The sequence below is a fragment of the Facklamia languida CCUG 37842 genome (genome assembly GCF_000245795.1).
GTDB classification, from domain to species: domain Bacteria; phylum Bacillota; class Bacilli; order Lactobacillales; family Aerococcaceae; genus Facklamia; species Facklamia languida.
The window spans coordinates 1399243-1411795 of sequence record NZ_JH601133.1; the positions used below are offsets into that span (position 1 = coordinate 1399243).

The following is a 12553-nucleotide window of genomic DNA, read 5'->3' on the forward strand; positions in this document are numbered from 1 at the left end:
AGAATAATGAAAAGTTATTCCGTTCATCGCGTTAAGATGTGAGGTAACTTTGTTACAAAATTAGGTGGTACCACGTTTTTGACGTCCTAAGCGCAAGCTTAGGGCTTTTTTTATTAAGGAGGACAAGATGATTCAACGAATAAAAGGAACAGAAGATATTTTGCCCCAAAGTGTTGATCGTTGGCAGTATGTCGAGGATCTGGCAAGAGACTTCTTTGACCAGTATTTATATCGAGAAATTCGGACGCCACTCTTTGAGTCTTATGACTTATATGCACGTTCAGTCGGTGATTCAACCGACATTGTTTCGAAAGAAATGTATGACTTTATGGATAAGGGTGACCGTCATAATGCCTTGCGACCAGAAGGCACAGCTGGGGTCGTGCGGGCCTATGTTGAGAATAAGTTGTTCGGTCCCGAACACCCTCAGCCCCTCAAGGTCTATTACATGGGCCCAATGTTTCGCTATGAACGGCCTCAAGCGGGGCGTCAGCGGCAATTTAACCAGTTAGGCGTGGAGATCTTCGGAAGCGATAATCCAGCGACGGATGTGGAAGCGATCTGCTTGGCCTGGGACTTCTTTAAGGAGTTAGGCCTAACCAATCTCTCCTTGCAGATCAATTCACTGGGTAAGCCAGCAGACCGCCAGGCTTACCGTGAAGCCTTAATTGCTTATTTGGAACCCCATTTATCAGAATTGAGTGAAGATTCGCAACGACGCTTGCATGAGAATCCCCTACGGGTTCTGGATTCAAAAGACCCGCGTGACCATGCCTTCCTACCTCAAGCTCCCAGTATTCTGGATTACTTGTCTAGCGAGAGCCAAGCCCATTTTGACCAAGTTCAAGCCCTCTTAAAGGCCTTGGATATTCCCTATCAAGTCAATGATCGTGTGGTCCGGGGATTGGATTATTACCAAGACACCATCTTTGAGATCATGATTAATGATGAGACCATCGGCTCCCAGGCTACGATCTGTGGAGGGGGACGCTACGATGGCTTGGTTCAGTCCTTGGGAGGACCAGATAAGTCTGGCTTTGGCTTTGGGATTGGGATGGAACGGCTCTTAATTCTACTAGAAGCCCAAGGCATTGACCTGCCATCTTATGACCCGGTCGATGTATATGTCATGAATTTAAGCCCAGAGACCAATGGATTGGCCTTGGAGGTCGTCACCGCAGCTAGAAGGGCCGGTTTGATTGCTGAGCGTGACTACTTAAATCGGTCAATGAAGTCTCAATTTAAGACATCCGATAAGTTAGGCAGTCAAGTGATTGTGACCCTGGGTGAGGAAGAATTAGCGAGTCGGCAGATCCCACTTAAGAATACCAAAACCCAGAAGCAGGAAAAGGTGGCTTTAGACGACTTAATCAAAGATTTTTATGGGATTTATCGGCGATTGACAGTGGATACCTCTGTCATTGATCAATATTTTAAAGGAGAATAGTGATGGCTAAGAGAAGTGTATATTGTGGACAAGTGAGTGAGGCGTATGTTGGCCAGGAAGTGACCCTAAAGGGATGGGTGCAAAAGAGACGCGACCTGGGAGGCGTGATCTTTGTCGATTTACGGGACCGGGAAGGTTTTTGTCAAGTGGTCTTCAACCAAGAGTACCTATCTGAAGAGGACTTCAACCAGGCTGATAAATTACGGTCTGAATACGTTATTGAAATCACTGGTAAACTGGACCACCGGGCCGAAGACCAGATTAATCCGAAGATCCCTACAGGTCACTATGAAGTCTATGCAACTTCAATTATTCTGCATGCTAAGTCTAAGACCCCTGCGATCTATATTGAAGAAGAAATCGATAGTGATGAGGAAGTTCGTCTGAAGAACCGGATGCTAGACTTGCGTCGTCCGCCCTTACAAGCAAATATCCGCCTGCGTCACACAGTGACCAAGACTATCCGGCGCTTCTTGGATGATCATGGCTTCATTGATATTGAGACGCCCATGTTGACCAAGTCTACCCCTGAAGGGGCGCGTGATTATATCGTTCCAACTCGGCGTGAAGCAGGCAAGTTCTATGCCTTACCCCAATCGCCTCAGCTCTTCAAGCAGATCTTAATGGGAGCTGGCTTTGACCGCTACTATCAAATTGTCAAATGTTTCCGAGATGAGGACTTAAGAGGGGACCGCCAACCGGAATTTACCCAGGTCGACTTGGAGACCAGCTTCTTGACCCAAGAAGAGATTCAAGCAGGGGTGGAGGCTATGTTGAAGGAAGTGGTTCAGGCGACACGGGGACTGACCCTTGAAGATCCTTTCCCAACCATGACTTATGACCAAGCTATGGGTGAATATGGTTCTGATAAGCCAGATATTCGTTATGAAATGAAGTTGGTTGACCTTTCAGACTTTGCTGGTAAGAGTGAATTTGGTGTCTTTAAGAATGCGATTAAGAATGGGGGACAAGTCAAGGCCATTAATCTCAAGGGCAAGGCCGATGACTATACCCGTAAGACTGCTGATGACCTCTTCAATGTGGTGAAGCCATATGGTGCCAAGGGCTTAGCCTGGACCAAGGTCCTAGAAGAAGGCTTCAATGGTCCGATCGCCAAGTTCTTGTCGGAAGAAGACCAAGCTACGATTATGGCGGATTTGAATGCCCAAGTCGGTGACATCCTATTCTTTGTCGCAGACCAAGCCAGTGTAGTAGCCAATGCCCTAGGTGCCTTAAGAAGTCATCTGGCTAAAGTTCACCAGCTCTACGACCCAGAAGAATTAGCCTTTGTCTGGATTACGGACTGGCCACTCTTCGAATATGATGAAGAAGAGCAACGCTATGTCGCGATGCACCATCCCTTTACTGCTCCACAAAATGACGATGTCCAAGTACTGAAGGAAGATCCTGGTCATGCCAAGGCCAATGCTTATGATATTGTCCTCAATGGCTATGAAATTGGGGGCGGGTCCTTGCGGATCCATACCCGGGAGATGCAAGACCAGATGTTCGAATTACTTGGCTTCACACCGCAAGAAGCCGAAAAGCAATTTGGCTTCTTGTTGGACGCGCTCGATTATGGCTTCCCACCCCATGGTGGCTTGGCCCTAGGATTAGACCGTCTCGTTATGATTCTGGCCCAGGAGCCGAATATCCGGGAGGTCATTGCCTTTCCGAAGACTGGCCGTGGCCAAGACTTATTGACCGATGCACCAAACTTTGTGGCTAAAGACCAGTTGGATGATTTACATCTGGCAGTTCGGATGCCAAAGAATGATCACTCGCATTAAGCCTAAAGCTGACTTATCAGATCTGCTAACCCCCCCACAAGCGACAAGCTTGTGGGGGATTTTTAGTGGCCATGCATGAAAGGATTGACTGCACGCTCAGCAATTATATTAAAATCGTTTTTATAAAATTTATTGATAAATTATATAAATAAGGACAGGTCATGTGGTAAAGAGTAACAAACCAGTTGTTAATGTTTTAATAAGTGTCTTTTCTGCCGACTGTAAAACAGTCAGCAACCGGTCTTTGTGATATAATGCACTTATTATCTTATAGGAGGCGAAGAAATGACATTTTCTCGTTTTATGAAGCTCGTTTCGACTGTGGTATTAGGAGGCTCCTTATTGGTTAGCCCCTTAAGTCAGGTAGTTCAAGCGGAAGAATCTAGCCGGTCAGGTCATGTTGTGAATGAATTTGACTTATCGGACCACGAAGGTAAACAAGTCCGCTTATGGATTCCTTATGCCAAGTCAGACGATTACCAAACGATTTCCAATGTGGAAGTTGAATTTGATGAAAGTCAAGCAACCAGTGAAATCAATACCGATGAACACGGTAACGAAATCCTTTATATTGAATTTGCTGAGGATGCCAAGGAACGTAAAGTCACCTATTCCTTTGATGTGGAAAGAAAAGAAGTCCAACGACCAGAATTGGTTGAAGAAGGGGAAGTGGACGCTGAAGAATTTGCTGAATTCTTAGCACCCAACAGCATGATGCCAACAGACGGTGAAGTCAAGGAATTAGCGGAAGAGATTACCGCAGGCAAGGAAACCGTACTCGACAAGGCGAAAGCGATCTACGATTGGATCTATGACAACATGGAACGTAACAACGACGTGGTGGGATGCGGCCTAGGCGATGTGAAGCAATTATTGGTCGACCTTGATGGTAAATGTACCGATATTCACTCTGTCTTCATTTCCCTCGCACGTTCTGTCGGAATTCCTGCCCGTGAAGTCTTTGGGGTTCGTCTTGCCAAGGAAGACCAAGCAGATGAGACCAAGGGACAACACTGCTGGGCAGAATTCTACCTTCCTGGTACAGGTTGGGTAGCTGTTGATATCGCCGATGTTCTCAAATTGATCTTAAATGATGAATTAGAGAAAGATAGCGAAGAAGCCCTTGCATTAAAAGACTATTACTGGGGGAACTTAGATCCCTACCGTGTAGGCCTATCAACCGGTCGTGATCTCGTCTTAGTTCCTGAACAAGAAGAAGGGCCGCTCAATAACTTTGGTTATCCTTATGCCGAAGTCGACGGAGTGGGCTTAGACTGCTACGATCCTGAAGCCTTCACCTATACTTATACCTTTGAAGCCTTATCCAGCGAAGATGAAGCTGATCAAGCAAGTGAAGAAGAAGAAGCAGAAGAAGCGGAAGAAGCGGAAGAAACAGAAGAAGCGGAAGAAACAGTCGAAGAGTAAAATAAAAGATAAAAGAGGACCTGCGGGTTCTCTTTTTTTAGTGTGATATATATCACAGTCTGACTGTGCGGTATTGGGGGATCTTTAGTGACCAATTAGACCGCAAGCACTGAATGAAAGGGGTATCATTAAGGGAAAGGAGGAATGACAATGACTGATGCCATTCAAGTCTTTTCCGAGATTGGACGTCTAAAGAAAGTGATGCTCCATCGTCCCGGTAAAGAATTGGAATATTTAATCCCAGACTATCTCGACCGTCTCTTGTTTGATGACATCCCATTCTTAGAGGCTGCTCAAAGAGAGCATGATGCCTTTGCCCAACAATTCCGTGACCTAGGGGTTGAAGTGGTCTATCTGGAACGGTTAGTCGCACAAGCCCTGGATGCTCAAGGGGCGAGGGAAGCGTTTGTTGATGAGTGGTTGAGTGAGACCGGCTTAGAAGCGTCGAGCGCGAGCTATCAAGCGGTGAGAGAATATCTCTTAGCCATGCCAGATACTTATGAGATGGTGCTCAAGACCATGGAAGGCTTCAAGAAGTCTGAATTGAAGGTGGAGCTCACAGGCTTTGAAGTCTTAGATTCAGATTATCCCTTCCTAGTTGATCCCATGCCGAACCTTTATTTCACACGGGATCCTTTCGCTACTATGGCCAACGGGGTATCCCTCAACCACATGTATTCCGATACCCGCAATCGTGAAACCCTCTATGGGAAGTATATTTTTGACCATCATCCAGATTATCAAAGCGTTCCCAAGTTCTATCAGCGCGAGGAATCCACCCGAATTGAAGGGGGCGATGAGCTGGTTCTGTCTGATAAGGTGATCGCGGTTGGAATCTCTCAACGGACCGACAAGAAGTCGATTGTTAAATTAGCCACTGCTTTATTCGCTCATACGCAATATGAAGAAGTCCTAGCCTTCTCAATTGATAATAACCGCAAGTTCATGCACTTAGATACGGTCTTCACCATGATTGACTATGATAAATTCACCATCCACCCAGAGATCGAAGGCAGTCTCAAGGTCTTCTCGATTAAGAAGGTCAATGACCAAGTCAAGGTTGAAGAGAAGGATGGCACTCTAGCAGAGATCTTAGCCGATGCCCTTGAAGTTGAGCGCGTGACTCTGATCCGCTGTGGCGGGGACGACCTGGTCGCAGGGGCACGTGAGCAGTGGAATGATGGGGCGAATACCCTAGCCGTTGCACCCGGTGAAGTCATTGTTTATAATCGAAATACGATCACCAACAAGCTCTTAGTGGATGCCGGCGTTAAGATCCACCAGATTGAAGGAACCGAATTAGTCCGAGGACGAGGTGGCCCACGCTGCATGTCCATGCCATTTGTTCGTGAAAAATTAAATTAAAAAAAGGAGAATGACAGAATGTTCCAAGGCAAAAACTTTTTAAAAGAAATCGACTTTACTCCAGCAGAATTAGAATTCTTGATTGACTTCTCTATCCATTTGAAAGACCTTAAGAAACGCGGTATCCCACATGAATACCTCAAAGGGCAAAACATCGCCTTACTCTTTGAAAAGACCTCAACTCGGACGCGCTCTGCCTTTACTGTAGCAGCGAATGACTTAGGGGCTGCTCCTGAATTCTTAGGTGCGAACGACATCCAATTAGGTAAGAAGGAATCAGTTGAAGATACAGCCAAAGTCTTGGGCAGCATGTTCGACGGAATTGAATTCCGCGGCTTCTCGCAAGAAGTGGTTGAAGATCTAGGTAAATATGCCGGCGTACCTGTTTGGAATGGTTTAACCGATGCTTGGCATCCCACCCAGATGATTGCCGATTACATGACTATCAAAGAAGAATTCGGCGAATTAAAGGGCAAGAAATTAGTCTACTGTGGCGACGGTCGTAACAACATGGCCAACTCATTAGTTGTCACCGGTGCGATGTTAGGCGTGAGCGTGACCATTGCATCACCTAAGGAACTCTTCCCAGACCAATCAGTGATTGACTTAGCGCAAGGCTATGCCAAGGATTCTGGCGCAGAAGTGACCTTTACAGAAGACATCAAGGAAGCGGTTAAGGATGCCGATGTTCTCTATACTGACGTCTGGGTATCCATGGGGGAAGAAGATAAGTTTGAAGAACGGATTAATCTCTTGAAGCCCTACCAAATCAATAAAGAATTAACCGACTTGATCCAAGGCGACTACATCGTCCTACACTGTCTACCAGCCTTCCATGACACGAATACACGCTATGGTCAAGATGTACTCGATAAATTCGGTATTGGCGAGATGGAAATTACTGATGAAGTATTCCGCAGCCCACAAGGCCGTCAATTCCAAGAAGCTGAGAACCGGATGCACTCCATCAAGGCGATTATGGCAGCAACTAACGGTCACTTGTTCATCCCTCGCGTTTAATTTTTCGCCACCCCTTAGTCCGACTGGGCCCCATCCTGGTCGGACTTTCTGAAAGAAAGGAAGTTGGAAATGTCCAATCGTAAAATCGTCGTGGCCTTGGGTGGAAATGCGATCCTATCAACCGATCCTTCTGCCCAAGCCCAAAAAGAAGCGCTAAGAGCGACCGCTCAGCACCTAGTTAAATTGATCAAGAATGGCGATGAGCTCATTATTACGCATGGTAACGGCCCCCAAGTGGGGAATCTATTGTTGCAGAACTTAGCCGCTGATTCACCCAAGAATCCTGCCTTCCCCTTGGATTCCCTGGTAGCTATGACCGAAGGGTCTATTGGTTATTGGTTACAAAATGCCATGCAAGTGGAACTCGCTAAGGAAGGCATTGATAAGAGCGTTGTTTCACTCATCACCCAAGTCGTGGTTGACCAGAAGGATCCGGCCTTTGATAATCTCTCTAAGCCAATCGGTCCCTTCTACAGCCAAGAAGAAGCCCAAGACCAGATGGACCAAGGCAAGGGCGTCTTCAAGGAAGATGCCGGCAGAGGATGGCGGAAAGTCGTGGCCTCACCCAAGCCAGTGGCCATTAAAGAAATTGATGCCATCTCCACCCTGGTCAATGCGGGACACGTCGTCATCGCGACGGGTGGCGGTGGTGTGCCGGTTGTCGACCAAGAAGATCAGTTAGTGGGCGTTGAAGCTGTTATTGATAAGGACTTTGCTTCGCAAAAACTCGCCAATGCCCTGGAGGCAGACCTCTTCGTAGTCTTAACCGGTGTTGACCATGTCTTCATCAACTATAACCAACCAGACCGCCAGCAGTTAGACCATGTGACCATTGACCAATTAAAGACTTATATCGAAGAAGGCCAATTCGCACCTGGATCCATGTTGCCTAAGGTGGAAGCCGTGATTCAATTTATTGAACACTCGCCTAATAGCCAGGCTGTGATCACTTCCTTGGAGAATCTCCAAGGCTTCATCGAATCACAATCTGGAACAATTGTGAGTCGGTAGGGATCACAAAATAAATATAGCCGATCGCTTCCAAAAGGGAGGATCGGCTTTTTATCTATTCTTTTTTATTCGATCTTGTCTTAATGAACACTTGCTGCTAAGATAATTGATGAGACAAATTGTAAGCGTTCGCTTGGAGCAACCAGTTGAGCATGAAGGAGGGGATGGTATTTGAATCCTTATTTAGCGGACTTGAAGCGGTATGAGTTCTTCTCGCTTTTGAGTGAAGGGGAGGTGACCCGTCTGAGTCAGGCGGCGCTCTATCATCGGATTCCAAAGGGGCAGATCCTCTTTTTTCGCGAAGATCCGGTGATCTACTATTACTTCATCTTCAAGGGACTCTTGCGCTTGGAACAGGAGGATTCAACGGGCGACTATCGCTATATCGACTATGTCGCGGAGGAGAGCTTCTGTCCTTATGCTGAATTTCTGGCCCATGACCACCATGTCTATACGGCCATTGCCCAGACAGATCTTGAGATTGCCTACCTGCCCAAGGCTTTGTTGGAAGAGATTGTCACCCATAATAATGACCAGCTCAAGTACATGTACCAGAATCTGTGTAATACCCAATTCTACTTAGAAAAGCGGGTGCAGATGACGGCTGTGCCGAGTGCGTCGGTTCGGGTCCTGCAAACATTGGCCTTGTGGATGTATGATATGGCTAAGTTCGACCAGCAGCAAGTGATCATTCCGCACCCTCTAACGATTACCGAGCTGGCCCTGGTGGCCGGGACGACCCGGGAGACAGCTAGTCGGGTGGTCAAAGTCTTAAAGGATGACGGGCGCATTTCGATTAACCGCAAGAATATTATTTACCATGATTGGCAATACTTTGAGAAGTTGATTGAGACCTAATGGGCTTGGGGATTTTGCCCAGTCCAATTAATAAGAGGAGGAAGAAACATGCAACTGTATACACGGACAGGGGACAAGGGCCAGACCCGGTTAATCGGCCGCCAGGTCGTAGATAAGGATGATATCCGGGTGGAAGCTTATGGAACGATTGATGAATTAAATTCCTACTTGGGTGTGATCATTTCCGACCCTGAATTGGATTCGACCTTAAAAGGTGAATTACAAGAAATTCAACAATTGCTATTTGATTGCGGGTCCGACTTAGCGGCCCCTAAGGGAACAATTGAAGACCGAACCTCCAGCCAAGCGGTTACCTGGCTGGAAGAGCGGATTACCTATTATCAAGATATTCCGGCTAAGATTGAATGCTTTATTCTACCTGGAGGCTGTCCCTTGGCCAGTCAACTTCACTATGCGCGTACTGTTTGCCGGCGGGCTGAACGGCGAGTGGTCGCCAGTTTCAAGGTGCATGAAAGCAATGAAAATGTCTTGAAATTTATCAACCGTTTATCCGACTATTTATTTGCGGTGGCCCGCCTGGTTAACCACCAAGCAAACCATCCGGAGTCTTTCTATGAACGGTCTGGCAGGGTCTTTCGCTAGTGACCCGATTAGCGGTTGTGGCGGATTTACATGTCGATTACTTGAGTGACCAGAATCGGCAGGATTTAATCCCCCTTTTGGCGGAGATGGCACGCCAGGAGCGATGGGACCTCTTAGTGATAGCTGGAGATATTGCTGACCACCACTCCAAGGTCTTATCCTTTTTGGACCAGGTCCGTCAAGCCTTACCGGTCGATGTGTATTTTATTCCAGGTAATCATGATTATTGGTCGCAGGATGAAGACACTTGGTTGATTTACCGCACCTATCTGGATCATCCTCAATGCTTGATTGGCCGTCCGCTGGTCCTGAACTCGCAATGGGCCCTGGTGGGGCATAGTCTGTGGTACGACCATTCGGCCAGTCGGCAGGCCTTCAGTGAAGCTTTTCTTGATAGGGGAGTCTACCAGGGTTATCGCTGGGAGGACAAGTTATATGTCCGCTGGCAACAAAGTGACCGGCAGATCAGTGACTTCTTTGCCGACCAGTTGCGAAGAGACCTGGACCAGGTGGTGTGTGACCAAGCGATCGTGGTGACGCACTTTGTGACCCATCCTGGTCTGCAGATTCCGGATGATCCTGACTACCAGGAGTCGATTAACTATTTTAATGCTTTTATTTCAACCGCAGGTTTAGCTTCGATTTATCAGGATTATCCAATTGGTTATTCCTTGATGGGGCATGTTCACCATCGTAAGCAGGTGGTTGATCAAGATCGGATCTTTGCGACATGCTGTCTGGGAACTGAGCGGGAATGGGCACCGGAAACGACACTGGCTAGCAATTTGGACCAGGCAATTTACCGCCTAGATTTAGATGGCTAAGAGGGGGAGAGAGGATGCAGTACCGTGACTTAACGCTACTTGAAGGAGGGAGCGGTCAAGTCTGGCTGGTCGCTTGTGATAGCGTGGCTTCGATTGGTGAGAAGGTTCATGACCACTTGGCAGTCCCCGTTGAAATGACCGCCCAGTCCATGGTTCGGGTGGCCTTGATGGAAGTCTTGAGTCTGAGGGCTCAGCCCCAGGTCTTGGTCTACTTGTCCAATAATGAATGGGAGCCGACGACCCGTCAGGCTTTAGCTGCCATGCGAAAGGAGTTGGCCAAGGCTGGCTATCAAGACCTCGCCATCAATGGGTCTTGTGAGGACAATATGGTGACGACCATGACGGCCATGGGGGTGACCCTGTTAGCAAGGGGTCACCAGGAGACCTTGCTTAAGAACCAGGTCAAGCCAGGGGATGGTGCCTTCCTAGTGGGCCAACCCTTATTAGGACAGGAAGTGGCGGATGGCTGGGAGACTTTGCCCTCCTACCAGGATCTTGCTTTAATCCTGAGCCTATCTGTCCATGAAGTTGTTCCCATTGGATCGAAAGGAGCCTACCAAGAGGCCCTACAGGTTGGTCAAGCTAATGGTTTGGACTTTCGGCTAACGTCTAGATCGAAGGTCATTGACCAATCTGCGGGTCCGGCGACGGCTTTTTTAGTGGTGGGTCCCGCTTGTCTACAAGCAGCGCTTAATCAACACTTTGATGACATCTGGAAAGTGGGGGACTATTTATCCTAAGGGCTATTATCTTATACTTTCAATTATTTACCGCTATTCCTCTACCCTGGTCAATTGACCAGGTCGACCAGCGGATCAAGCAGGGGGTAGGGTATTTGCCACTCTACGCTGGCCTCTATGGCTTGATCCTAGCAGGCGCTTATTTTCTCTTGCGGGCTTTTCTGCCCTTTAAGCTGGCTTGGATTCTAGTGCTAGTGGTGGATGTCCTCTTGACTCGAGGCTTTCATTATGATGCCTTGGCTGATACGGCCGATGGGCTCTTCTCGTCACGGTCGCCAGACCGGATGCTGGCGATTATGAAGGACTCCACGATTGGGGCGAATGGGACCCTGGCCTTGATTCTTTATTTCTTACTGGCGGTGCATCTGGGAGACCATCTGGCCCAATCCAGGATGGAAGTTCACCTCCTGTCATTTGTCTGGGCCTGGTTCTTTGTAGGGCGAAGTCTACTTCCCATCACCTTTTACCATTTAACCTATGTGGGCTTGAACCCTCATGGCTTGGGGTCTTTATTTACCCAGGTAGCCAGCTGGCGGATCTGCTTGAGCCAAGTCCTGGCTAGCGTGATCCTGGCGACTCAGTCACTGACCCTGCTGGCGGCCTATGGGGGAGCTGTGTTATTTGCTTTGGGTTACCGCCGTTTTGTCATTGCACGCATTGGTGGCATGACAGGAGACACCATGGGAGCCCTGGTCTTACTGGGGCAGGTGATCTTTGCCTTAATATTGGGGGGGATGGTATGAAGTTAATCCTGGTCCGGCACGGACAGACCCAAGCTAATCTTGCCCAAGAATTTGTGGGTTGGTCACAATCTTCCTTGACCGACCAAGGCTACTACCAGGCGCGACAAGTGGCCCTTGGCATACAGAATCCGCCAGACCGGATTGTCGCTTCTGACTTAGACCGCACTCTGACAACCGCTCAGGTGGTCTGTTCGACCAATCAGTGGTCTCATATACCGGTTGAGACTATGTCGGAATTTCGTGAGATTCACTTTGGCTCTTGGGAAGGGCAAACCGCCCGCCAGATTCAAAGTCAAGATCCCATTCAATGGCAAGCCTATTTAGACCACCCCTTAGACTTCACCTTTCCTCAGGGAGAATCCTTGCAGATGGTCAAGGCCCGGGTCCAAAGGGGGTTGCGCACCCTGGATCAAGAATTAGGTCGCCAGGAAGTGGTCCTCTTGGTGAGTCATTTAGGGGTTTTGCGGGTGATTCAAGACTGGCTCGCTCCGGAGGTGGGGGATCGTTTTTGGGATTACACCTTCCCACAAGGAACCTTTAAAGTCTTGGATTTAGCAAATCGGCATGGTGAATTCTAATTCCTGTGCTATAATGGGGAAGAAGTTCTTTGAAATCAGTGAATGAAGTAGGGGAAGTAGGTGTGAATCCTACACAGCCCCTTGCTACTGTATGGCCGTGTGCTAAGTCAGATTACCTACTTGATTGATCGAATATGTTACTTCTCAGG

12 protein-coding genes and 1 riboswitch are annotated in these 12553 nt (G+C 47.9%); all 12 genes read left to right on the forward strand.

Features of this window, described 5'->3' with window-relative positions; genetic code table 11:
- Window positions 1-127: 127 nt before the first annotated feature.
- The 12 genes from hisS to HMPREF9708_RS06545 all read left to right on the forward strand — a co-directional run bounded on the left by hisS (window position 128) and on the right by HMPREF9708_RS06545 (window position 12404).
- Window positions 128-1447 (forward strand): histidine--tRNA ligase, encoded by a 1320-nt coding sequence (gene hisS, locus HMPREF9708_RS06490; RefSeq protein WP_006309466.1) that lies wholly within the window; start codon window positions 128-130, stop codon window positions 1445-1447.
- Between the two features lie 2 nt (window positions 1448-1449).
- Complete coding sequence (gene aspS, locus HMPREF9708_RS06495) at window positions 1450-3237, forward strand: aspartate--tRNA ligase (RefSeq protein WP_006309467.1); 1788 nt, start codon at window positions 1450-1452, stop codon at window positions 3235-3237.
- Between the two features lie 285 nt (window positions 3238-3522).
- Window positions 3523-4662: a transglutaminase-like domain-containing protein gene (locus HMPREF9708_RS06500; protein ID WP_006309468.1), complete on the forward strand. Its 1140-nt coding sequence runs from the start codon at window positions 3523-3525 to the stop codon at window positions 4660-4662.
- Window positions 4663-4806: 144 nt separating this feature from the next.
- A complete protein-coding gene (gene arcA / locus HMPREF9708_RS06505) occupies window positions 4807-6027 on the forward strand; it encodes an arginine deiminase (protein ID WP_040447823.1) in 1221 nt (406 codons plus the stop codon).
- Between the two features lie 18 nt (window positions 6028-6045).
- The gene (argF, locus tag HMPREF9708_RS06510; RefSeq protein ID WP_006309470.1) at window positions 6046-7047 is read left to right on the forward strand and encodes an ornithine carbamoyltransferase; all 1002 of its coding nucleotides are present in this window, start codon (window positions 6046-6048) and stop codon (window positions 7045-7047) included.
- A gap of 69 nt (window positions 7048-7116) precedes the next feature.
- The gene (gene arcC / locus HMPREF9708_RS06515) at window positions 7117-8058 is read left to right on the forward strand and encodes a carbamate kinase (RefSeq protein ID WP_006309471.1); all 942 of its coding nucleotides are present in this window, start codon (window positions 7117-7119) and stop codon (window positions 8056-8058) included.
- A gap of 171 nt (window positions 8059-8229) precedes the next feature.
- The gene (locus HMPREF9708_RS06520) at window positions 8230-8916 is read left to right on the forward strand and encodes a Crp/Fnr family transcriptional regulator (protein ID WP_006309472.1); all 687 of its coding nucleotides are present in this window, start codon (window positions 8230-8232) and stop codon (window positions 8914-8916) included.
- Between the two features lie 48 nt (window positions 8917-8964).
- Window positions 8965-9519: a cob(I)yrinic acid a,c-diamide adenosyltransferase gene (locus HMPREF9708_RS06525; RefSeq protein WP_006309473.1), complete on the forward strand. Its 555-nt coding sequence runs from the start codon at window positions 8965-8967 to the stop codon at window positions 9517-9519.
- Entirely contained in the window at window positions 9519-10343 is an 825-nt protein-coding gene (locus HMPREF9708_RS06530) for a metallophosphoesterase (protein WP_006309474.1), read from the forward strand. The genes HMPREF9708_RS06525 and HMPREF9708_RS06530 overlap by 1 nt, the downstream gene beginning before the upstream one ends.
- A 14-nt stretch (window positions 10344-10357) precedes the next feature.
- Entirely contained in the window at window positions 10358-11083 is a 726-nt protein-coding gene (locus HMPREF9708_RS06535) for a hypothetical protein (RefSeq protein WP_006309475.1), read from the forward strand.
- 8 nt (window positions 11084-11091) lie between these two features.
- Complete coding sequence (locus tag HMPREF9708_RS06540) at window positions 11092-11826, forward strand: adenosylcobinamide-GDP ribazoletransferase (protein ID WP_269534840.1); 735 nt, start codon at window positions 11092-11094, stop codon at window positions 11824-11826.
- Window positions 11823-12404, forward strand: a complete 582-nt coding sequence (locus HMPREF9708_RS06545; RefSeq protein WP_006309477.1) for a histidine phosphatase family protein — start codon at window positions 11823-11825, stop codon at window positions 12402-12404. Before HMPREF9708_RS06540 ends, HMPREF9708_RS06545 begins: the two co-directional genes overlap by 4 nt.
- Before the next feature lie 33 nt (window positions 12405-12437).
- Window positions 12438-12530, forward strand: a riboswitch (adenosylcobalamin-variant (AdoCbl-variant) riboswitch).
- Window positions 12531-12553 lie beyond the last annotated feature (23 nt).

Coding starts and splice junctions, on each gene's coding strand:
- HMPREF9708_RS06525 (WP_006309473.1), top strand. CDS start 8,965: ATGCAACTGTATACACGGACAGGGGACAAGGGCCAGACCCGGTTAATC.
- HMPREF9708_RS06535 (WP_006309475.1), top strand. CDS start 10,358: ATGCAGTACCGTGACTTAACGCTACTTGAAGGAGGGAGCGGTCAAGTC.
- hisS (WP_006309466.1), top strand. CDS start 128: ATGATTCAACGAATAAAAGGAACAGAAGATATTTTGCCCCAAAGTGTT.
- arcA (WP_040447823.1), top strand. CDS start 4,807: ATGACAATGACTGATGCCATTCAAGTCTTTTCCGAGATTGGACGTCTA.
- argF (WP_006309470.1), top strand. CDS start 6,046: ATGTTCCAAGGCAAAAACTTTTTAAAAGAAATCGACTTTACTCCAGCA.
- HMPREF9708_RS06500 (WP_006309468.1), top strand. CDS start 3,523: ATGACATTTTCTCGTTTTATGAAGCTCGTTTCGACTGTGGTATTAGGA.
- aspS (WP_006309467.1), top strand. CDS start 1,450: ATGGCTAAGAGAAGTGTATATTGTGGACAAGTGAGTGAGGCGTATGTT.
- arcC (WP_006309471.1), top strand. CDS start 7,117: ATGTCCAATCGTAAAATCGTCGTGGCCTTGGGTGGAAATGCGATCCTA.
- HMPREF9708_RS06545 (WP_006309477.1), top strand. CDS start 11,823: ATGAAGTTAATCCTGGTCCGGCACGGACAGACCCAAGCTAATCTTGCC.